Raw genomic sequence first — 18,530 nt, 5'->3', positions numbered from 1 at the left:
ACATGCCGAGTCCCGACGACTTCACCGCCCATCTGGGTCTCCAGCCGTTGCCCGTCGAGGGTGGCCGCTGGGCACAGAGCTGGCGCGACGAAACCGCGTCCGCGATCTACTACCTGCTGGCACCGCCGGAAACCTCGGCGCCGCACCGCCTGGACCGGCTGGAGATCTACGCGCACCACGCCGGGGCGCCGCTGCGGATGCTGCTGTTGTTCCCGGACGGGAGCGTTGCGCGGCCGGTGCTGGGGCCGGACGTCGCCGCTGGTCAGCGGCCGCAAGTGGTGGTGCCCGCCGGGGTGTGGCAGGCGTCGGTGAGCACCGGTGAGTGGAGCCTGGCCGGCACGGTGGTGGTGCCGCCTTATACGGACGACTGCGTGGAATTCCGGTCCGCGGCGGCTTTGGCCGCCGAGTGGCCGGAGGCGGCGGAGGACCTGGCGCCCTGGCTTGAGTGAGCGCTGGGGCTCCCGAGGGTCGGCGGCCGCGTTCCTCCAAGTACATGAAGGACCCCTTCACGGCGCTAGACGCAAGGAAGGGGTCCTTCATGTACTTGGACAAGCGTGAAGGCCGAGTTCCTCCGGCTGAGCCGAGGGAAGGGGGCCTTCACGCGCAGCCGTTGTGGCGCGTGGTGCCATTGAGGCCGAGGTGACGATCCCCGAGTCCGTGAAGGCCTCCTTCACTCCCTTCAGGGTAGGTAAGGAGGCCTTCACGGACTGCAGACTTCAGCAGAAGTGTCCTGGTACATGAAGGACCCCTTCCCTGCGCCCAGCGCCGTGAAGGGGTCCTTCATGTACTTACGACATCCGAACAGCGGTGCCTCAGGGGCCGTCGACGCCCGGCGTCCAGCTCTCCGGGTCACCGGATTCGGTCAGCACCGGCTGGTACCGCGCGAAGCCCTCGGGCGCGTCCGGATGCCAGGGGAAGTGCCCGTCCGGCGTGGCGACGATCAGTTGCAGTGCCGGGAAGTCCCCGTCCGGGTAGATGAGGAACGCGCTCCCGAAGTACTCGGGATAGTGCCCCTTCGCGACCCGTTCGAAGACCACCGGCGCGCCCTCGAAGAAATCGTCGTACCGCTTGCCGACTTCGAAGATCTCACCGGCGGCCGCCCGGTCGACGTAGGCGTCGAGGAGGACCGGCCCCATGTGCTCGGGCAGTCCGATCACGACCGCTTCCGCGACGTTGTGCAGCGCCCAAGCGCACGCGGTGAAGCAGAAGGGCGCTTCCTCCTCGTCGCCTTCGACCGCGATGACCGCGTTCCCTCTCGCCTTCGCCTGTCCCTCGATCCACTGGATGAGTTCGGTTTCTTCGGCGGTGAGGGCGTCGGCTTCGGAGGTCGTCACGCGCGACATTGTGCCCCACGCGAGCGCCCACTCCTAGCCCCGGGACCGGTTTTCCGCTGCATGGCGGGAAAATCGATCAGCCGACCTCGGCCATGACCTCGTCGGACACGTGGAATCCGGCGCAGTGCGTAGACGTTCCGCACGTCGTCGCGAGCAACCGTCAGCCGACCTCGGCCATGACCTCGTCGGACACGTGGAATCCGGCGCAGTGCGTAGACGTTCCGCACGTCGTCGCGAGCAACCGTCAGCCGACCTCGGCCATGACCTCGTCGGACACGTCGAAGTTCGCATAGACGTTCTGCACGTCGTCGCAGTCCTCGAGCGCGTCGATGAGCTTGAAGACCTTCTTCGCGCCTTCGACGTCCAGCGGGACACTGACCGACGGCAGGAACGTGAGATCCGCGGACTCGTACTCGAAACCGGCCTCCTGCAAGGCTTTCCGGACCGGGACGAGGTCGGTCGCCTCGGAGACGATCTCGAAGTTCTCGTCGAGGTCGTTGACCTCTTCGGCGCCCGCGTCGAGCACGGCCATGAGGACATCGTCCTCGCCCGCGTCACCCTTGGGCATGATCACGACGCCCTTGCGGTTGAACATGTAGGCGACCGAACCCGGGTCGGCGAGCGAGCCGTTGTTCCGGGTGAGCGCGGTCCGGACCTCCATGGCGGCGCGGTTCTTGTTGTCGGTGAGGCATTCGATCAGCACGGCCACACCGTTCGGGCCGTAGCCTTCGTAGGTGATGGTCTGCCAGTCGGCGCCACCGGCCTCTTCACCGGCGCCGCGTTTGCGGGCGCGCTCGATGTTGTCCTGCGGGACCGAGTTCTTCTTGGCCTTCTGGATGGCGTCGTAGAGCGTCGGGTTGCCGTCCGGGTCGCCACCGCCGGTCCGGGCCGCCACCTCGATGTTCTTGATCAACCGGGCGAAGAGCTTGCCGCGCTTCGCGTCCAGGTTGGCCTTCTTGTGCTTCGTGGTGGCCCACTTGGAGTGGCCGCTCATCTCTCCTCCATCTACTCCCGTGCCCGCCGCTGAGCACAGTGTCGGTTTTGCTTAAGCCTGTCGCACGAGGTCGACGAACAGCCTGTGCACGCGTTCGTCCCCGGTGAGTTCGGGGTGGAACGACGTGGCGAGTACCGCCCCCTGCCGGACCGCGACGATCCTAGCGGCCGCGTCGTCCGAGCCCGGCATTTCGGGGACACTGGCGAGTACCTCGACCCCGTCGCCCGCCTTTTCGACCCACGGGGCGCGGATGAACACAGCGTGCACCGGGCCGCCTTCGATACCGGTGAAGTCGAGGTCGGCCTCGAAGGAGTCCACCTGCCGCCCGAACGCGTTGCGCCGGACGACGACGTCGAGCCCGCCGAGTTGCCGCTGGTCAGGACGTCCGTCGAGAGCCTGCCGGGCGAGCAGGATCATCCCGGCGCAGGAGCCGAACGCGGGCATCCCGTCCGCGATGCGCTCGCGCAGCGGTTCCAGCAGTTCGAAGGTCTCCAGCAGCCTCGACATGGTGGTCGACTCGCCACCGGGCAGCACCAGACCGTCCACTTCGGACAGTTCGGTCGCGCGGCGGACCGGCAGCGCCCGCGCGCCGGCGCGTTCCACCATCGCGGCGTGCTCCCGCACGTCGCCCTGCAGTGCGAGCACGCCGACCACCGGCCGTGCCCCCGTCGCGATCGCCACCCGACCTCCCGAAAGACCTTCCCCCTAGCTTAGGCGCTTCAGGGAACGGCCAGGTCAGGGGACCCCGGCCAGCCTCAGCAGGGCGGCGGTCGCGGCGGCCGCCACGACGACCAGCGCGAACGGCGCCTTGCGCCAGGCGAGCACGCCACCGACCAGGACTCCCGCGGGCCGGGCGTATCCGGCGAACTCGTGCCCCTCGGTGAGCGCGGCGACCGCGACCAGCGCGGCGAGCAGGACGACGGCCGAACGCGCCATCAGTTTCTCGGCCTTGGGCGACACGGTGAACCGCGCCTTCAGCACCGGTCCGGCGAACCGGAAGGCGAAGGTCCCGGCCGCGAGCACGCCGCCGGCGATGATCAAGTCCAGCGGATCCATCAGTGCACTCCCTCGGGTTCACGTTCGGCCGGTTCCTTCGCGGCCACTCCGGCCAGTACGCCGACCAGGGCGAGCAGCACCGGCAGCCCGGCGGGCAGGAACGGTGTCGTGGCCAGCGCGACGGCCACGCCGATGAGCACCGGCAGCCGCGCGGCACGATCGCGCAGCGACGGCAGGACCAGTGCGAGCAAGACCGCCGGGAAGGCCGCGTCGAGGCCGAAGGCGTCGGTATCACTGATCGCCGTGCCGGCGTACGCACCGGCGAGAACGCCGACGTTCCAGCAGACGAACAGCCCGATCCCGCACACCCAGTACGCCGTCTTGCGCCGCTCTTCGTCGCGCTGGGCCAGCGCGAACGCGACCGATTCGTCGATCATCAGGTGGCTGCCGACGATCCTCGACGACCACCGCTTCCCCAGGACGTCGCCGATCGCGAAGCCGAACGGCAGGTGCCGCGCGTTGGCGAGCAGCCCCGCCGCGACGGCCGCGACCGGGCTGCCGCCCGCGGCGATGATGCCGACGAACATGAACTGCGAGGCACCGGCGAAGACCAGCACGGAAAGCAGCATCGGCGCCCAGATCGGGAAGCCGGAGCCCACCGCGATCGCACCGTAGGAGATGCCGACAATGGTGTCGGCGAGGCAGACCAGCCCGATGTCACGGAGAAGATCGCGCCCCAGGACACGAGTGGTTGTTCGCCATATCGAACGCATAGCGTCATACAATGAACGAACGCAGCCGCGTTCGTCAAGACGAACGCAACGACCGATGGAGCGAACGCATGTCCCCGACCGCGTCCGACGGCGCACCCCTGGACGTCATCGCCATGTCCCTGCGCCGGGAACGCGCCCGCACCGGGCTGTCCCTCACCGAGGTCGCCAAACGCGCCGGAATCGCGAAATCCACGCTCTCGCAGCTGGAGTCCGGGGCGGGGAACCCGAGCGTCGAGACGATCTGGGCGCTGTGCGTCGCGCTCGACGTCCCGTTCTCCCGGGTGGTGGAGCCCGAGCGGCCCCGTGTGCAGGTCATCCGCTCGGGCAGCGGGCCGACGGTGTTCGCCGAACACGCCGACTACGCGTGCACACTGCTCAGCTCCTGCCCGCCCGGAGCCCGGCGCGACGTCTATCTGATTCGCGCCGAGCCCGGGAAACCGCGGCTCTCCGATCCGCATATGAGCGGCATCGTCGAGCACATGATCCTCAGCGCCGGGCGGGCCAGGGTCGGGCCACAGGACGATCCGGTCGAACTGCTGCCCGGTGACTACATCTGCTACCCCGGCGACATTCCGCACATCTTCGAAGCGCTCGAACCGGGCACCTACGGAGTGGAGATCGCGGAGTACACCTGAGTCAGGCGGGCTCCTCGGCCTTCTCTTCGGTGACGTCGGCCAGCTTCCAGCCGCCCTTCCTGCGCAGCACCAGGACGTAGTACGCGATCGACAGCAGCGCGACGCAGGCCGTGACGATCAGGCTCGGCCGCCCCACCGCCGGGTCGAGCAGGTTCTGGTAGACCACGAACACCAGGACCGCCAGCGCCAGCACCGGCGCGACCGGGAACCAAGGCATCCGGTACTTGGCGTGCGCGGTGGCACCGGTGCGCCTGCCGACGATTGCGCCGAGACAGAGCGCCGCGTAGACCGCAACGATCGACGTGCTCGTCACCACCAGCAGCAGTTTCGGGTCGACGAAGCAGAGCAGGGCGGCCACCAGGCCGGTGCCGACGGTGGCCACCCATGGCGTCCCGAACTTCGGGTGCACCGCGGCCAGCGCCCGGTTGACCGGCCGCGGCCACGCGCGGTCGCGGCCGCTGCTGAACAGCATCCGCGAGCTGATCAGCACGATCGCCAGCACCGCGTTGATGATCGCGAGCGCGACGGCCAGCCCGAGCACCGTGTCGAGGGTTCCGCCGCCGCGCGAATCGATGAAGTAGGACAGCATGTTCTCCGACGCGAACAGCGCGTTCAGATCGGGCGCCCCGAGCAGGACCGCCGTCACCGGGACCAGCTCGGCGAGCACGGTGATGCCCAGCGCGAGCAGGATCGCCCTGGCGATCCCCCGTGACGCGTCCTGCGTCTCCTCGCCGAAGTACACGGCCGAGCCGTAGCCGTTATAGGCGAAGATCGCGACCGAGGTGGCGATCGCGATGGCGCCGACCGTGGCCGGGCCGCCGTCCGAGGCGACCGGATGCGCCAGCAGATCGGTGAACGACCGCGCCGGGTTCAGCAGTCCGAGCGCGCTGACCACGATCAGCGCGAGGATCTCGATCGCCAGGAAGATCCCGGTGACCCAGGCGTTGAGCTTGATGTCGAAAATGCCGACGACGGCCGCGACCACACAGGTCACGGCGGCGATGATCGAACCGGGCACGCCGGGCAGGAGCACGCCGAGGTAGGTGCCGACGCCGAGCGCGATCACCGCGACGATGAGCACCTGCGTGATGATCATCAGCCCCAGTACCGCGAAGCCGGGCAAGCGGCCGAGAGTGCGGGTGACGATCGCGTACTCGCCGCCCGCCAGCGGGAACGCCGACGCCAGTTCGGCGTAGACGAAGGCCATGAACACACCGACGACCGCGGCGGCCACGAAGCTGTAGAAGGCGCCCGTCCCGGCCCCGGAGATCACCCCCGGCGCGATGATGAAGACCGACGAGGCGGGGCTGATCGCGGAGAGCGTGATGAGCAGCGTGCCGAGGGTGCGCAGACCGCGGCGCAGGGCGGGAGTGGACACGGCCGACCTCCTACAAGGTGGGTTCCTTGAATCTCCTTCGAAAAACTGTTGAGCACGCATCAAAGGCCTTCCATCGTGTGACGTCAAGAGCAGCTCGCGCCCGACACTTGCGTTTTTCGAACAAGATTCGAAGAATGAGACCATGGCGAGACCGAGTAAGGCAGCGGAGCGACGTACCGAATTGATCGAGGTGGCCAGACGGGCCGTCCTCGAACGCGGCGTGCTGAACCTGCGGCTGAGGGACGTCGCCGAGGGCGCGGGCCTGTCGTCGGGTTCTGTCCTGTACTACTTCCCCACTCTCACCGACCTGCTCCAAGAGGTGCAGCGCGAGGCGGTGGCGCGGTTCTGCTCGGCGCGGGAGCTGGCCGCGGGCGCGAAGACGACCCCGTCCGGCCGCCTGCTCGCGATGATCCGCAGCGGCCTGCCCACCGGCCCTGACGACGAACTCTGCGTGCTGCTCTACGAACTGGGCACGATCGCCCGCCGCGATCCCGTGTACGCCGCCCGGCACATCACGCTCTACGAGCAGCAGGTCCGGATCTACACCGGCATCCTCGAAGCGGGCGCCGCCACCGGCGAGTTCACGCTGACCGCGGACGCGGTCTCGATCGCGCGGAACCTCGTCGCGCTGGAAGACGGCTACGGCCTGCATCTCACGCAGGCCGTGCCGACGCTGGAAACCGCCACCGCCGAAGCGATGCTGCTCTCCTACGCCCGCACAGCCACCTCGAACCTCTTGGAGGACCGTCCATGACCCGCGCCCGCGACCTGGGTGTCCCGCTGCCCGGCCGGACCGGCGAGCACAACGCGCTCACCGACGTCCCCGGCGTCGAGATCGGTTTCACGACTCTCGTCGAAGGCGAATCGGTGCGCACCGGCGTCACCGCCGTCCTGCCGCGCGGGCGAGAGGATTTCGCCGTGCCGTGCGCGGCCGGCACGTACGCCCTCAACGGCAACGGCGAGATGACCGGCACTGCCTGGCTGGCCGAGACCGGTTCGCTAACCCTGCCGGTGCTGATCACCTCCACGCACGCCGTCGGCGCGTGCCATCGCGGCACGATCGACTGGGTGGTCCGCGAACGGCCCGACGTGGCCGCCGAATGGCTGCTGCCGGTCGTCGCCGAGACCTGGGACGGCTACCTGAACGACAGCACCGCACCGACGATCCACAGTGGACACGCCGTCGCCGCGATCGACGCCGCGCGAACGGGTCCGGTCAGCGAAGGCTCGGTCGGCGGCGGGACCGGGATGACCTGTTACGGCTTCAAGGGCGGCACCGGCACGGCCTCCCGCCTGGTGTCCTATGGGGACGACGAGTACACCGTGGGTGCCCTGGTACAGGCCAACTTCGGCTCACGCCGCGAACTCACCGTCGCGGGCTCGCACGTCGGACTGGAACTGAGCGCGGACAACCCGATGGAGGAGGACTGGGCGGCGCCGTCCGGCGCGGGATCGGTGATCGTGATCGTCGGCACCGACGCTCCCCTGCTGCCCGGCCAGTGCACGTCGCTCGCCCGCCGTGTCCCGCTCGGCCTCGCCCGCACCGGCACCGCCGGCTCCCACTTCTCCGGCGATCTCTTCCTCGCCTTCAGCACGGCGAACCCGGGAGCACTCACCAGCCGGTTCCCGCGGACCGAAGAGGCCGAGTACGAAAGCCTTCGGTTCGTCCCGTGGGGCAGGCTCGACCCGTTCTTCGAGGCTGTGGTGCAGGCGACCGAAGAAGCGGTGCTCAACGCCCTGTTCGCGAACGAGGAGATGACCGGCCACCGCGGCCACCGGGTCCCCGCGTTGCCGACGGCCCGCTGGCGCGCGGTCTAGGTCCCGATCAGCGCGTTCGCGAGAACGTCGTTCATCCGCTCAGCTCCGCTGGTGGCGCGTCAGAGCCAGTCCGCCTCGATGCCGCGGGCACGCAGCGACTCCAGCGCCTCGTCGTTGCCCGTGTAGAGCAAGGTCATCGACTTCAGATGCGGAAAGTGCGCGACGTCGGCGAACTCGTCGACGTCGAACAGGGAGTCCTCGCCGTCCCAGTTCGGCGCGATCTGGAGGTAGATCTCGTTGCCGCCGTCCATCTCGATCTCGGTGATCTTCTCCGCGAACTCGGCGGGTACCTCGAGTGCATCGAAGTAGGCCAAGGCCTCAGGGACGGCTTCGACGCTGCCGCCGTCGTAGGTGAAGCCCTTCTCGGCGGCGTACTGCCCCAGTTCGAACTTCGGCAGGAGTTCCTGGTCGTACATCAGCTCTTGGACGACCGCGAGCTTGAAGTTGAGGTCGGTGAACGGAATCGTCTGGCTCATGCCCGGACCTTATAAGCACGCACGTCTCCATGGCCCGGAATCGCCGGATCCCCGGGTGGCGGCCGGTCCGAAGAAGCAGGACAGGACGCACGAGGACGCGCTGGTCGGCAAGTTCCGGCCAAGTGGCCCCGGCACTGAGGAATTCGCTCTCGTCGGCTGCGAAAACCGGCCCCGACTCCGGCTATGATCGACTCGTGGTGCGATTCCACGGTGCGGCCGTACAGTCGGCCGGTTCCGCCGAGGGGGTGGAACGACCCGGTGTGATTCCGGGACCAGGCGGTGACACCCCGCGTCCCCTACGTCCGGCCGTCGCCGGACTTCCTGGGGTACGGCGTCAAATGGGGTGATGATTCATGTTCACCGGGCGAATCGGCGAGCTGGGTGCCGTCGAACAGATCAAGGGCGACGTGCTGCGTGTACGGGCGCCGAAGAGTGCGGGCCGGGTCCGCGATGGCGGATCGGCGTGCGTCAACGGGGTACGGCTCACCGTACGCTGGAACTCGACATCCGTGAAGAGCTGTTGCAGCAGAACGGATATCTCCACGGCGGCGTCCTCGCCTACGCCGCGGACAACGCCATCACCTTCGCGGCCGGGACCACACTTGGCGCGGATGTCCTCACCGGTGGCTTCAGCATCAACTATCTGCGCCAGGCACGAGGAATCCGGCTCGTGGCGGAAGCGCGGGTCCTGCACAGCGGCCGGCGGCAGGCCACGTGCCGCTGCGACCTCTCCGTGATAAGCCAGGACGGGACCACGACGCTCAGTGCCGCGGCACAAGGAAGCGTGCTGACCAGGAACGGCCCCACCTCCTGATAAACGCGGGACGGCCCGGTGCTCGTGGAAGAGCACCGGGCCGTCCCGTACAGGAGCCGAGGCCTTTACCAGCCGCGCTCGGACAGGCGGTGCGGCTCGGGCACGTCGTCGACGTTGATGCCGTGGTCCGAAACTGGCGACCGCATGGCGAACATCGCGGATCGGGCGGTCTTTCAACTGGCGCGGCCGCCGGCGGCGACGCCACGCCAACCGCCTCAAGACAGCCGGTCAGCCGACGTGGACGGTCGCTCGCTGGTATGCCCGGTAAGCCAACGCCACGGCGCGCAACGTGTTCGAGAGCGCGTGCATGTTCGAGAATTCCAGGTAGAACGCACTTCGAATGAACAGGGAATCGTTCATGAGCGTGAGCCCGACCGTCGCATAAGGCTGAAGAACCCGTAACGCCTCGACGATATGGTCGACATCGATCTGCACGAACACCTGAAAGTAGATTTCGTTGATGCCGTTGTCGGCGAGCATATGGACAGGATCGGCACCCTCGACCGACACAGAGACTTTCCACATCGCGGCCGGGCCGTCGACACGCTCCAGATGCACGACGTCATCGTTGATTTGCATGAGGTACTGAACTTCATCGCGACTGAGTCCTGCGGGAAACTCGCTGACCATCCATCGTCCTAAGGTCGTCTCGGGCGGGCGTGACTTGCCTCGTCTGTGCTTGCCGTTGGCGAACTGTCGCTACCTGACAGCGAACTCAGGAGCAACGACCCCATTGGCAATTGTGGCGCGCCACCGGAATCTTGTGCGCCTCAGCCTCCTTGCACCACGCGCATTTCGGCTTGCCGGCTTTGACGCATGCGCATCCCATGGGAAACCTCCGTGTCGTTGCAGTTGTCGACCGTGGAAAGATCACAGGAGCACCCTGCGATCGCCAGCCGGCCGAGGAGCGACCGGTCGCTTGCTCTGAATCCCCGTTCGAGGGCTTCGCGGACCGTACAGCGGACTAGGTCGTCGGCACACAGACAACTGTTACAGGAGCGACCGGATATGCCTTGACTCGCTCGACTCGCCGCAGGGAAATCTTCGATCTGCCCGCGAATCGACATCACGCTTTCCAGCGGGAGGAGGGCTTTGGACGACCAAGTCGTCATAAGTTCACGACTCGCCTATCGAAGATCCGGCTTACCGCCGACATGCGCCGATCGAGTGAACTAGACCAGATGGGAGTAGCACCCGGTAACGCCAGCCAGCGTCTTTCGACTGACCTCCCACACACGGACGCGTTTCACGAAAGGCAGTGACCGGAATGGGACTCGTGTTGACCGCTATTTACCTCGTCGGAATGATCACCTCAGCCGGTGTCGGCCGCTTCCGCGCCGGAATCAGCCAGGGGGGACGAATGTCGATACTGACGATCGTGCGGAGCATGCCTTGGTTCCTGAACCAAATGGCCTCGATGCTCTTGTGGCCCGCCTTTCTGGGCACCTGGCTCGCCCGTGGCCGCCCGAAGACGCCATGGCAAGCGATCACCACCGGTGACGGCACCATAATGATTCGACGGAAGACGCGGTGAGCGACCGCCCGGCGGCCACTCCGGCGTTTCGTGTCATCACAACCACTCATACGACATCGACGAAACGTGACCCCTGGTCACGAAACTGTCCGGACACAAGGAACAGGAAAGGACTTCCCATGGCAACAGAGGGCTGGATCGATCCCATAAACCACTACAAGGCAGTGGGTCAGGTGACCAACGGAAGGATGACCGGCGCGACCGTTGACGACCGCGACGGTTTCACGGTCGACAGGAATAAAACTTTCGAATCGAAAGATGAATTCTTGGCTTGGGCACGCGCCAGAAGGCGCTGGTGAGCACCCTGATCAGCGAGGCTTTCCAGCCCTGATCGGACGCCTTCGCGGGGGTCCGCTCGCTGATCGAAGTGGCCGGGTGGCCGTCGCGGCAAACTGGATGAGCAGGGCTCTCAGCGCGACGTGCACGGCAGCCACCCGGCTGAACACAAAGGATCCCGGCGCAGGCTTGGCTGCGCCGGGATCCGACAAGAGGTGCGTAGCCCGAAATCGACACTCCGTGAACCAGCCCGCTTCCACCCGGGCGAAGCGCGCCACCACTCACTATCGGCGCTGGTCCTCAAGAATAGCGAGGCGACCGCCCAGCTTTACCAGCCGCGCTCGGACAGGCGGTGCGGCTCGGGCACGTCGTCGACGTTGATCCCGACCATGGCCTCACCGAGACCGCGCGAAACCTTCGCGATGACGTCCGGGTCGTCGTAGAACGTGGTGGCCTTGACGATCGCCTCGGCGCGCTGCGCCGGGTTGCCGGACTTGAAGATGCCGGAGCCGACGAAGACGCCTTCGGCACCGAGCTGCATCATCATCGCGGCGTCGGCCGGGGTCGCGATACCGCCGGCGGTGAACAGCACGACGGGGAGCTTGCCCTTCTCCGCGACCTCCTTGACGAGGTCGTACGGGGCCTGAAGTTCCTTCGCCGCAACGTAAAGCTCGTCCTCGGGCAGCGAGGAAAGCCGGCGCAGCTCCGCACGGATCCTGCGCATGTGCGTGGTCGCGTTCGAGACGTCGCCGGTACCGGCCTCACCCTTGGACCGGATCATCGCCGCGCCCTCGTTGATACGCCGCAGCGCCTCGCCGAGGTTGGTCGCACCACAGACGAAGGGCACGGTGAAGGCCCACTTGTCGATATGGTTCTCGTAGTCGGCCGGGGTCAGCACCTCGGACTCGTCGATGTAGTCGACGCCGAGCGACTGCAGCAGCTGCGCCTCGACGAAGTGGCCGATGCGGGCCTTCGCCATGACGGGGATCGAAACGGCCTCGATGATGCCATCGATCAGGTCCGGATCGCTCATCCGGGCGACGCCGCCCTGCGCGCGGATGTCCGCGGGAACCCGCTCGAGCGCCATCACGGCGACGGCGCCGGCGTCTTCGGCGATTTTCGCCTGTTCGGCGGTGACCACGTCCATGATCACACCGCCCTTGAGCATCTCCGCCATCCCGCGCTTGACCCGGGCGGTGCCGGTGAGCGAGGTGGTGGCCGTGTTCGTGGAGTCGTCAGACACTGCTGGACCTTTCGGAAAGCGCACGAGGTGAGGTGACGCCTCCGAGCGTAGGCCGCTTTTGGACCTCTGAAGCAGGCCAGTTCGGGGCGATTTCAGCAGTCCACTAGGTGATCTGGCCCGCATTTGGCCCTCTGGACGCGGTAGTTGCGCGTGCAAGGACCGCATCCAGATGACGAAATGCGGAAGCCTGCCGAGCCCACCGCTCATCCCCACCGTCGGATCCGCCTCCGGGTGTCCGCCATCGGGCATAACGGCGCGTCGACATTCGGGGGTTCCCTCGCCGGTCGCCTTGCCGCGACGCCCGTCGCGGGTGTGTGATCGAGGACACACCTGTACGCGGCATCGTGTGGTGAGGAGACCGGCATGGCCGACAAACAGAGCAAGAACGGAGACTCCGGGGCCGCCGTCGCTGTGGACGACCCGGCGAAGGTCCGCAACGTCGTCCTGGTCGGCCCGTCGGGATCGGGGAAGACGACTCTCGCCGAAGCGCTGCTCGCCGCGTCCGGCACGGTGACCCGGGCGGGCTCGGTCGTCGAGGGCACCACGGTGTGCGACCACGACCCCGCGGCGGTCCGGCAGCAGCGGTCGGTCGGCCTCTCGGTCGCACCGGTGCTGCATCAGGGCCACAAGATCAACCTCATCGACACCCCCGGATACGCCGATTTCGTCGGCGAACTGCGCGCCGGTCTTCGCGCCGCCGACGCCGCGCTGTTCGTGGTCTGCGCGGCGGAAGGCGTCGACGCGGCGACGATCGCGGTCTGGGAAGAATGCGCCGCCGTCGGCATGCCGAGGGCGGTGGTCGTCTCCAGGCTCGACCATCACCGCGCCGACCCCGAAGGCGAGATCGCGGCCTGCCAGGAGGCCTTCGGCGCCGGAGTCCTCCCGCTGTACCTGCCCGCACGTGACGGGCTCGTCGGGCTCATCACGCGCCGCTACTTCGACTATTCGAACGGTTTCCCACCCCAGGTCGGCGAGCCGGACCAGGCCGATCTCGCCCGGATGACCGAGGCCCGCAACGAACTGATCGAAGGGGTCATCGCCGAGAGCGAGGACGAGTCCCTGATGGAGCGCTACCTCGCCGGCGAGGAGATCGCCGAGGACACACTGATCGCCGACCTCGAAACCGCCGTCGCCCGCGGCTCCTTCCATCCGGTGATCCCCGTATGCGCGACGACCGGGGTGGGGCTCGCCGAAGTCCTCGACGGGATGGTGCGCGCCTTCCCCTCACCGCTGGAGCACGTCCCTCCGGAGGTCACCTCCCCCACCGGTGAACCGCACGCAAGGCTCCGGGCCGATCCCGACGGCCCGCTGGCGGCCGAAGTCGTCCGGACCGCTGTCGACTCCTACGTCGGCCGGGTGTCCCTGGTGCGAGTGTTCTCCGGGACGCTTCGCCCCGAACGCCCGGTGCACGTCTCAGGGCACGGGCTCGCCGAACGGGGGCACGAGGATCACGACGCCGACGAACGGGTCGCGCATCTGTACTCACCGCTCGGGGCGAATCTGCGGGAAGTCCCGTACTGCGTCGCGGGCGACCTCTGCGCGCTCACCAAGGTCGGCTCGGCGGAAACGGGCGACACCGTTTCCTCACCGGACGACCCGCTGATCATGAAGCCGTGGGCGATGCCGGAACCGCTGCTGCCGGTCGCCGTCGTCGCGAAGACGCGCAGCGACGAGGACACTCTGGCGCGCAACCTTTCCCGGCTCGTGGCGGGCGATCCGACGCTCCGGCTGGATCGCAACGCCGAGACCAACCAGCTCGTGCTGTGGTGCATGGGCGAGGCCCACGCCGACGTCGTGCTGTCGCGGTTGCGCGCGGGAGGCGCCGACGTGGACACCGAGCCCGTCCGCATCAGCCTGCGGTCGACCTTCGCCGGTCCGGGCCGCGGGCACGGACGGCATGTCAAGCAGTCCGGCGGGCACGGCCAGTTCGCCGTCTGCGACATCGAGGTCCAGCCGCTGCCGAGGGGGTCGGGTTTCGAGTTCGTGGACAAGGTCGTCGGCGGCTCGGTGCCGCACCAGTTCATCCCGAGCGTCGAAAAAGGGGTCCGGGCCCAGGCTCAGCGAGGGATCGTCGACGGTCATCCGCTGATCGACATCCGCGTGACCCTCGTCGACGGCAAGGCGCACAGCGTCGACTCGTCGGACGCCGCCTTCCAGACGGCGGGCGCGCTGGCGCTGAAGGAGGCCGCCGCGGCGGGCAAGATCGCCCTGCTCGAACCGCTCGAAGAGGTGGCGGTGCGGCTTCCGGACGAGCATCTGGGCACCGTGCTGGGTGATCTCTCGTCCCGGCGTGGCCGCGTACTCGGTACCGAATCGGGTGAAGGCGGCCGCACGGTCATCAGAGCCGAGGTCCCCGCTGCCGAGCTCCTGCGCTACGCCATCGACCTGCGGTCGCTGACCTCGGGCACGGCGACGTTCACCCGCAGGCACGCCCGGTTCGAGCCGATGCCGGAAGGAGCGGTGGCGAACTAAACGCCGGGTGGCGGAAAGTCGAAGCCGCCCGGTCGCCCGTTCCGGTCGGCCAGCAGACCGGCCAGGGCGGCGACGGCGATCTCGGGCGGCGTGCGTGAGCCGATGTTCAACCCGACCGGGCGATGGACCCGGGCGATCTCGGTGTCGGGAACGTCCAAGGCCTTGAGCGCGGCCACATGCGGGCCGGCGTGGCGCGGATTGCCGAGTACCCCGACCCACCTGGCCGGGCGGTCCAGCACGGCCTTGAGGACGTCGCCGAGTTCGGGCCGGTCGTGATCGGTGACGACGACGTCGGCGTCCGGCCCGAGGTCCGGCACCGTCGTGAGGGCCTCCAAGCCGTCCTCGACGTCGGTCACCCGCGCACCGTCCGGCTCGAACAACACCGCCTTGTAGCCGAGGTCCTTGCCGTAGCGCAGAAGGAACGAAGCGACGGGCGTCGCGAACACCGCCACCAGCAGCCGCTCGCTCATGGAATCGTCCTCCTACAGATCGGGTTCGGCGATCTCGAAGTATTCCGGAAGCCGGGCGGTCCCCGCGAGGCCGAAGTACCGCACCTTCCGCCGCCGCCTCAGATGCAGGGTGTCCCGGACGGCGTCGTTGTGCACGCGCCGCGCGATGACGACGCGGTGTTCGGCGTCGGTCAGCTCTTCGGCCAGCGGCGCCGGCAGGGCCGCCCGGTCGACGCGCGCCAGCCGCAGCGTCAGTTCGCTTTCCTCGGCTTCGCGATCCGGCCTCGGCGCCCGCTCGGCACGCTCGGCCAGTGCGCGCAGCTCCTCGTCGCCCAGGATCGCGGCGGCCGCCCTGGCGACGACGGCGCGCCGCGCGAGGGCCGCGTCGAGCGCCGCCCAGCCCGCGTCCGTGCGGACGTGCAGCCGGTCCAGCCTGTTCGCCGTCGCGAGCAGGAAAAGCCCGCCCAGTACCACGATCGCGGCCACGAGACCGCCGATCCACACCCAGCTCGTCATCGGCTGAACTCGCGTTCACCCGCGCCGACGCGCCGGGGATCGGCGGCGATCGCGGTCTCGTACACCCGTAGCACCTGCGTGGTGACCACGGACCAGTCGAACATCGCGACGCGCTCCCCGGCGGCCGCCGCCAGCGACACCCGCCGGGCCGGGTCCCCGAGCAGTTCGCGGAGTCCGTCGGCCAGCGCCGCGGCGTCGCCGGTTTCGGTCAGCATCCCGGCCTTGCCGTCGTCGAGGACCCGCCGGAACGAATCCAGCCCGCTCGCCAGCACCGGCGTACCCGCCGCCATCGCCTCGGTGAGGATCATCCCGAAGCTCTCGCCACCCGTGTTCGGCGCGCAGTAGACGTCGACGCTCCGCAGCGCCCGCGCCTTCGTCTCGTCGTCGACCTGGCCGAGCAGGTCGATATGCGGCGCCAGCTCCGGCCCGGCCTCGCGGCGGAGCTGATCGGCGTCACCACGGCCGACGACCAGCAGCCGCAGCTCCTCGAACTCCGGCAACAGCATTCGCAACGCCTCGAGCAGCACTCCCATCCCCTTGCGGGGCTCGGTGTACCGCCCGACGAAGCCGACCGTGCCGCCCGCGCGCGGGTAGCCGTCCAGCGGGAGCGCGCGGGAGAAGAAGTCGACGTCGACGCCATTGGGCACCTCGACCGCGTCGCCGCCGGCGTGTTCGACCTGGACGCGGCGGGCCAGCGCCGAAACCGCGATCCGCGCGGTGATCTTCTCCAGCAGCGGCCGCAGCACCGGCTGGAACGCCGCCAGCGTGCGCGAACGCGTCGTCGCGGTGTGGAAGGTCGCCACGATCGGCCCGTCCGCGACCTTCAGCGCCAGGAGGGAAAGACTCGGCGCGGCCGGCTCGTGCAGGTGCAGGACGTCGAAGTCGCCGTCGCGGATCCACCGCCGGACCCGCGCGTAGGACACCGGGCCGAACTGCAACCGCGCGACGGAGCCGTTGTACGGGATACCGAGGGCCTTCCCCGCGGGGACGACGAAATCCGGGACGTCGGAATCCTCGTCCGCCGGAGCAAGGACGGATACCTGGTGCCCGCGGGCCAGCAACGCCTTCGCGAGATCGATGACGTGTCCCTGCACACCGCCCGGTACGTCGAACGAGTACGGGCAGACGATCCCGATCTTCATGATCCGCGCCTGAGCCATCGGCTCAGCTCGCTTCGCCGAGGGCGGCCTGTTCCCCGGCTTCGAAGTCGGAGAGCCAGAACTTCTGCATCATGTGCCAGTCCGCCGGATGCGCGGCGATGTCCCCGGCGAAGATGTCCGCCAGCGCCTGTGTGGCCGCCGGCACCTCGGACCGGTTCGTCACCCGGATCCGCGGATGCAGCCTGATCTGCCAGCCGTCCTCGGTGAACCAGCACCCCGCCGGGATCAGCGCGGCACCGGTGGTGGCGGCCAGGCGGGCGGGCCCGCCCGGCATCCGGGTCTGCTCGCCGAAGAATTTCACCGGCACGCCGGAATTCGTCAGGTCCCTGTCCCCCACCAGGCAGATCGCCTTGTTCTCCCGCAGCCGCTTGAGCAGCACGCGCATCGCGGAGCTGTCGCCGGTCAGCGGGACGATCTCGAAACCGAGCGATTCCCGGTAGGACACGAACCGCTGGTACAGCGATTCGGGTTTCAGCCGCTCCGCGACCGTGGTGAAACCGCCGAGATAGTCCGCGAGCCAGACGCCGGCGGCGTCCCAGTTCCCGCTGTGCGGCAGCGCCATCACCGCGCCGTTGCCCTCGGCGAGGGCGGCGTCGAGGTTCTCCACGCCGGTGATCGACTGGGCGACCTTGCGGCTGACCTCCTTGTGGTCCATCGAGGGCAGCCGGAACATCTCGTGCCAGTAGCGCGCGTAGGAGCGCATCGCGCGGCGGGTCAGTTCGTCGAGCTCGACACCGTCGGCCTGCGGCACCACCCTGGCGAGATTGCGCCGCAACTGGCGGACGCCGCCTCCGTCTCGGCGGACGGCGAGGTCGGCGCCCAGCCCGAAGGTCACCGCGCCGGCGGACTCCGGCAGCCAGCGCGCGAGCCGCCAGCCCGCCGCGTAGCCGAAGTCGCTGAGCCGCTGGGAGAACCCGCTCATGCTCCGCCCTCCGCGGCGGGTGGCCCGGCCGCTTTGGCGGCCCTCGCCGCCTTGGCCACCGCGGCTGTCCGCTGCAGCAGGGTGATCACCGAAAGCACCGCGAGGAGCCAGAGCGAGATGTCCACGGTGTACGGAACGCCCAGACCGTGCAGTCCGGTTCCCACGAGGGCGATGATCAGGCGTTCCGCGCGTTCGACGAGGCCGCCGTCGGCCTCCAGCCCGGAAGCCTCGGCGCGGGCCTTGACGTACGAGATGACCTGCGCGAGCACCAGGCAGATCAGCGCGGCGGCCGCGGCCGGGCGGTTGTCGTCGTGGACGAAGCACCACCACGCGATCGCGGCGAACAACGCGCCGTCGACCAGTCTGTCGCAGGTCGCGTCGAGGACGGCCCCGAACGCCGTGCCGTACCCGCGGGCGCGGGCCATCGCGCCGTCGAGCAGGTCCAGCATCGCGAAGCCCCAGACGGTGAAGGTGCCCCACAGCAGCATGTCGTTGGGAAAGAACCCGAGCGCGCACAACACCGCCCCGGCCGTGCCGATGACGGTCATCGCGTTCGGGGTCAGCCCGGCGCGCACGAGCACCTTCCCCATCGGGTCGGTGACGCGGGAAACGGAGGCGCGCGCGAAAATGTTGAGCATCGGTTCTTCAGGTGCACCTAAGCAGCAGGGTCGGGTGGCCGCCCGAAGCCTATCCACCCGCACCGACAGCAGTGACGCGCCCGCCCCCGGACCGGGTTCCGG

General features: G+C 68.5%; 22 protein-coding genes. 8 read left to right on the top strand and 14 right to left on the bottom strand.

The window, feature by feature from the left end:
* Positions 1–2 precede the first annotated feature (2 nt).
* On the top strand, positions 3–449 hold the full coding sequence (locus CVV72_RS06160) for a cupin domain-containing protein (RefSeq protein ID WP_219151448.1): 447 nt from the start codon (positions 3–5) through the stop codon (positions 447–449).
* A gap of 363 nt (positions 450–812) precedes the next feature.
* Here CVV72_RS06160 and CVV72_RS06155 read toward each other — a convergent pair whose 3' ends face one another.
* The 5 genes from CVV72_RS06155 to CVV72_RS06135 form a co-directional block, all read right to left on the bottom strand.
* Positions 813–1,343: a DUF4262 domain-containing protein gene (locus CVV72_RS06155; RefSeq protein ID WP_219151447.1), complete on the bottom strand. Its 531-nt coding sequence runs from the start codon at positions 1,341–1,343 to the stop codon at positions 813–815.
* A gap of 235 nt (positions 1,344–1,578) precedes the next feature.
* The gene (locus CVV72_RS06150) at positions 1,579–2,328 is read right to left on the bottom strand and encodes a YebC/PmpR family DNA-binding transcriptional regulator (RefSeq protein ID WP_016334762.1); all 750 of its coding nucleotides are present in this window, start codon (positions 2,326–2,328) and stop codon (positions 1,579–1,581) included.
* A gap of 51 nt (positions 2,329–2,379) precedes the next feature.
* Complete coding sequence (gene pdxT / locus CVV72_RS06145) at positions 2,380–3,009, bottom strand: pyridoxal 5'-phosphate synthase glutaminase subunit PdxT (RefSeq protein ID WP_219151446.1); 630 nt, start codon at positions 3,007–3,009, stop codon at positions 2,380–2,382.
* Between the two features lie 54 nt (positions 3,010–3,063).
* Positions 3,064–3,384, bottom strand: a complete 321-nt coding sequence (locus CVV72_RS06140) for an AzlD domain-containing protein (protein WP_005159089.1) — start codon at positions 3,382–3,384, stop codon at positions 3,064–3,066.
* Positions 3,384–4,097: an AzlC family ABC transporter permease gene (locus CVV72_RS06135; protein ID WP_219151445.1), complete on the bottom strand. Its 714-nt coding sequence runs from the start codon at positions 4,095–4,097 to the stop codon at positions 3,384–3,386. The genes CVV72_RS06140 and CVV72_RS06135 overlap by 1 nt, the downstream gene beginning before the upstream one ends.
* A 68-nt stretch (positions 4,098–4,165) precedes the next feature.
* Here CVV72_RS06135 and CVV72_RS06130 point away from each other — a divergent pair, with 68 nt between their 5' ends.
* Complete coding sequence (locus CVV72_RS06130; RefSeq protein WP_219151444.1) at positions 4,166–4,732, top strand: helix-turn-helix domain-containing protein; 567 nt, start codon at positions 4,166–4,168, stop codon at positions 4,730–4,732.
* 1 nt (position 4,733) lies between these two features.
* Here CVV72_RS06130 and CVV72_RS06125 read toward each other — a convergent pair whose 3' ends face one another.
* Positions 4,734–6,110 (bottom strand): APC family permease, encoded by a 1,377-nt coding sequence (locus CVV72_RS06125; RefSeq protein ID WP_219151443.1) that lies wholly within the window; start codon positions 6,108–6,110, stop codon positions 4,734–4,736.
* Positions 6,111–6,252: 142 nt separating this feature from the next.
* Between CVV72_RS06125 and CVV72_RS06120 the strand changes: the two genes are divergently transcribed.
* Entirely contained in the window at positions 6,253–6,864 is a 612-nt protein-coding gene (locus tag CVV72_RS06120) for a TetR/AcrR family transcriptional regulator (RefSeq protein ID WP_219151442.1), read from the top strand.
* Complete coding sequence (locus CVV72_RS06115; protein ID WP_219151441.1) at positions 6,861–7,928, top strand: P1 family peptidase; 1,068 nt, start codon at positions 6,861–6,863, stop codon at positions 7,926–7,928. The genes CVV72_RS06120 and CVV72_RS06115 overlap by 4 nt, the downstream gene beginning before the upstream one ends.
* A gap of 59 nt (positions 7,929–7,987) precedes the next feature.
* On the opposite strand, the gene CVV72_RS06110 is transcribed toward CVV72_RS06115, so the two are convergent.
* Entirely contained in the window at positions 7,988–8,404 is a 417-nt protein-coding gene (locus CVV72_RS06110) for a hypothetical protein (protein WP_219151440.1), read from the bottom strand.
* A 463-nt stretch (positions 8,405–8,867) separates the two neighbouring features.
* On the opposite strand from CVV72_RS06110, the gene CVV72_RS06105 reads away from it, so the two are divergent.
* Positions 8,868–9,218, top strand: a complete 351-nt coding sequence (locus CVV72_RS06105) for a PaaI family thioesterase (protein WP_255632551.1) — start codon at positions 8,868–8,870, stop codon at positions 9,216–9,218.
* Between the two features lie 228 nt (positions 9,219–9,446).
* On the opposite strand, the gene CVV72_RS06100 is transcribed toward CVV72_RS06105, so the two are convergent.
* Complete coding sequence (locus CVV72_RS06100; protein WP_219151439.1) at positions 9,447–9,848, bottom strand: hypothetical protein; 402 nt, start codon at positions 9,846–9,848, stop codon at positions 9,447–9,449.
* Positions 9,849–10,485: 637 nt separating this feature from the next.
* Between CVV72_RS06100 and CVV72_RS06095 the strand changes: the two genes are divergently transcribed.
* On the top strand, positions 10,486–10,752 hold the full coding sequence (locus tag CVV72_RS06095; RefSeq protein WP_219151438.1) for a questin oxidase family protein: 267 nt from the start codon (positions 10,486–10,488) through the stop codon (positions 10,750–10,752).
* A gap of 119 nt (positions 10,753–10,871) precedes the next feature.
* A complete protein-coding gene (locus CVV72_RS06090; protein WP_219151437.1) occupies positions 10,872–11,051 on the top strand; it encodes a hypothetical protein in 180 nt (59 codons plus the stop codon).
* Positions 11,052–11,356: 305 nt separating this feature from the next.
* Here CVV72_RS06090 and pdxS read toward each other — a convergent pair whose 3' ends face one another.
* The gene (gene pdxS, locus CVV72_RS06085) at positions 11,357–12,205 is read right to left on the bottom strand and encodes a pyridoxal 5'-phosphate synthase lyase subunit PdxS (protein ID WP_255632756.1); all 849 of its coding nucleotides are present in this window, start codon (positions 12,203–12,205) and stop codon (positions 11,357–11,359) included.
* Between the two features lie 429 nt (positions 12,206–12,634).
* On the opposite strand from pdxS, the gene CVV72_RS06080 reads away from it, so the two are divergent.
* The gene (locus CVV72_RS06080) at positions 12,635–14,743 is read left to right on the top strand and encodes an elongation factor G-like protein EF-G2 (protein WP_219151435.1); all 2,109 of its coding nucleotides are present in this window, start codon (positions 12,635–12,637) and stop codon (positions 14,741–14,743) included.
* On the opposite strand, the gene CVV72_RS06075 is transcribed toward CVV72_RS06080, so the two are convergent.
* The 5 genes from CVV72_RS06075 to pgsA are packed head-to-tail and all read right to left on the bottom strand — an operon-like array spanning position 14,740 to position 18,428.
* Entirely contained in the window at positions 14,740–15,213 is a 474-nt protein-coding gene (locus tag CVV72_RS06075) for an XdhC family protein (protein ID WP_219151434.1), read from the bottom strand. The genes CVV72_RS06080 and CVV72_RS06075 overlap by 4 nt on opposite strands.
* A 12-nt stretch (positions 15,214–15,225) precedes the next feature.
* Complete coding sequence (locus tag CVV72_RS06070) at positions 15,226–15,708, bottom strand: NUDIX hydrolase (RefSeq protein ID WP_219151433.1); 483 nt, start codon at positions 15,706–15,708, stop codon at positions 15,226–15,228.
* Entirely contained in the window at positions 15,705–16,850 is a 1,146-nt protein-coding gene (locus CVV72_RS06065; protein WP_219153844.1) for a glycosyltransferase family 4 protein, read from the bottom strand. The genes CVV72_RS06070 and CVV72_RS06065 overlap by 4 nt, the downstream gene beginning before the upstream one ends.
* 22 nt (positions 16,851–16,872) lie before the next feature.
* Positions 16,873–17,790 carry a phosphatidylinositol mannoside acyltransferase gene (locus CVV72_RS06060; RefSeq protein ID WP_034307832.1) on the bottom strand — a complete coding sequence of 306 codons (918 nt, stop codon included), beginning with the start codon at positions 17,788–17,790 and terminating at the stop codon, positions 16,873–16,875.
* Positions 17,787–18,428 (bottom strand): phosphatidylinositol phosphate synthase, encoded by a 642-nt coding sequence (pgsA, locus tag CVV72_RS06055; RefSeq protein ID WP_125683102.1) that lies wholly within the window; start codon positions 18,426–18,428, stop codon positions 17,787–17,789. Before pgsA ends, CVV72_RS06060 begins: the two co-directional genes overlap by 4 nt.
* Between the last annotated feature and the right edge of the window lie 102 nt (positions 18,429–18,530).

Source organism: Amycolatopsis sp. TNS106, assembly GCF_019330265.1.
Classification (GTDB): Bacteria; Actinomycetota; Actinomycetes; order Mycobacteriales; family Pseudonocardiaceae; genus Amycolatopsis; species Amycolatopsis lurida.
The sequence above is the reverse complement of the archived record's forward strand: the minus strand, read 5'-3'. Positions and strand labels throughout refer to the sequence as shown.

Excerpts from the sequence above, each read along its gene's own strand:
- CVV72_RS06160 (WP_219151448.1), top strand. The coding sequence starts at position 3 with ATGCCGAGTCCCGACGACTTCACCGCCCATCTGGGTCTCCAGCCGTTG.
- CVV72_RS06155 (WP_219151447.1), bottom strand. The coding sequence starts at position 1,343 with ATGTCGCGCGTGACGACCTCCGAAGCCGACGCCCTCACCGCCGAAGAA.
- CVV72_RS06150 (WP_016334762.1), bottom strand. The coding sequence starts at position 2,328 with ATGAGCGGCCACTCCAAGTGGGCCACCACGAAGCACAAGAAGGCCAAC.
- CVV72_RS06140 (WP_005159089.1), bottom strand. The coding sequence starts at position 3,384 with ATGGATCCGCTGGACTTGATCATCGCCGGCGGCGTGCTCGCGGCCGGG.
- CVV72_RS06135 (WP_219151445.1), bottom strand. The coding sequence starts at position 4,097 with ATGCGTTCGATATGGCGAACAACCACTCGTGTCCTGGGGCGCGATCTT.
- CVV72_RS06130 (WP_219151444.1), top strand. The coding sequence starts at position 4,166 with ATGTCCCCGACCGCGTCCGACGGCGCACCCCTGGACGTCATCGCCATG.
- CVV72_RS06120 (WP_219151442.1), top strand. The coding sequence starts at position 6,253 with ATGGCGAGACCGAGTAAGGCAGCGGAGCGACGTACCGAATTGATCGAG.
- CVV72_RS06115 (WP_219151441.1), top strand. The coding sequence starts at position 6,861 with ATGACCCGCGCCCGCGACCTGGGTGTCCCGCTGCCCGGCCGGACCGGC.
- CVV72_RS06110 (WP_219151440.1), bottom strand. The coding sequence starts at position 8,404 with ATGAGCCAGACGATTCCGTTCACCGACCTCAACTTCAAGCTCGCGGTC.
- CVV72_RS06100 (WP_219151439.1), bottom strand. The coding sequence starts at position 9,848 with ATGGTCAGCGAGTTTCCCGCAGGACTCAGTCGCGATGAAGTTCAGTAC.
- CVV72_RS06095 (WP_219151438.1), top strand. The coding sequence starts at position 10,486 with ATGGGACTCGTGTTGACCGCTATTTACCTCGTCGGAATGATCACCTCA.
- CVV72_RS06090 (WP_219151437.1), top strand. The coding sequence starts at position 10,872 with ATGGCAACAGAGGGCTGGATCGATCCCATAAACCACTACAAGGCAGTG.
- pdxS (WP_255632756.1), bottom strand. The coding sequence starts at position 12,205 with ATGGCGGAGATGCTCAAGGGCGGTGTGATCATGGACGTGGTCACCGCC.
- CVV72_RS06080 (WP_219151435.1), top strand. The coding sequence starts at position 12,635 with ATGGCCGACAAACAGAGCAAGAACGGAGACTCCGGGGCCGCCGTCGCT.
- CVV72_RS06075 (WP_219151434.1), bottom strand. The coding sequence starts at position 15,213 with ATGAGCGAGCGGCTGCTGGTGGCGGTGTTCGCGACGCCCGTCGCTTCG.
- CVV72_RS06070 (WP_219151433.1), bottom strand. The coding sequence starts at position 15,708 with ATGACGAGCTGGGTGTGGATCGGCGGTCTCGTGGCCGCGATCGTGGTA.
- CVV72_RS06065 (WP_219153844.1), bottom strand. The coding sequence starts at position 16,850 with ATGAAGATCGGGATCGTCTGCCCGTACTCGTTCGACGTACCGGGCGGT.
- CVV72_RS06060 (WP_034307832.1), bottom strand. The coding sequence starts at position 17,790 with ATGAGCGGGTTCTCCCAGCGGCTCAGCGACTTCGGCTACGCGGCGGGC.
- pgsA (WP_125683102.1), bottom strand. The coding sequence starts at position 18,428 with ATGCTCAACATTTTCGCGCGCGCCTCCGTTTCCCGCGTCACCGACCCG.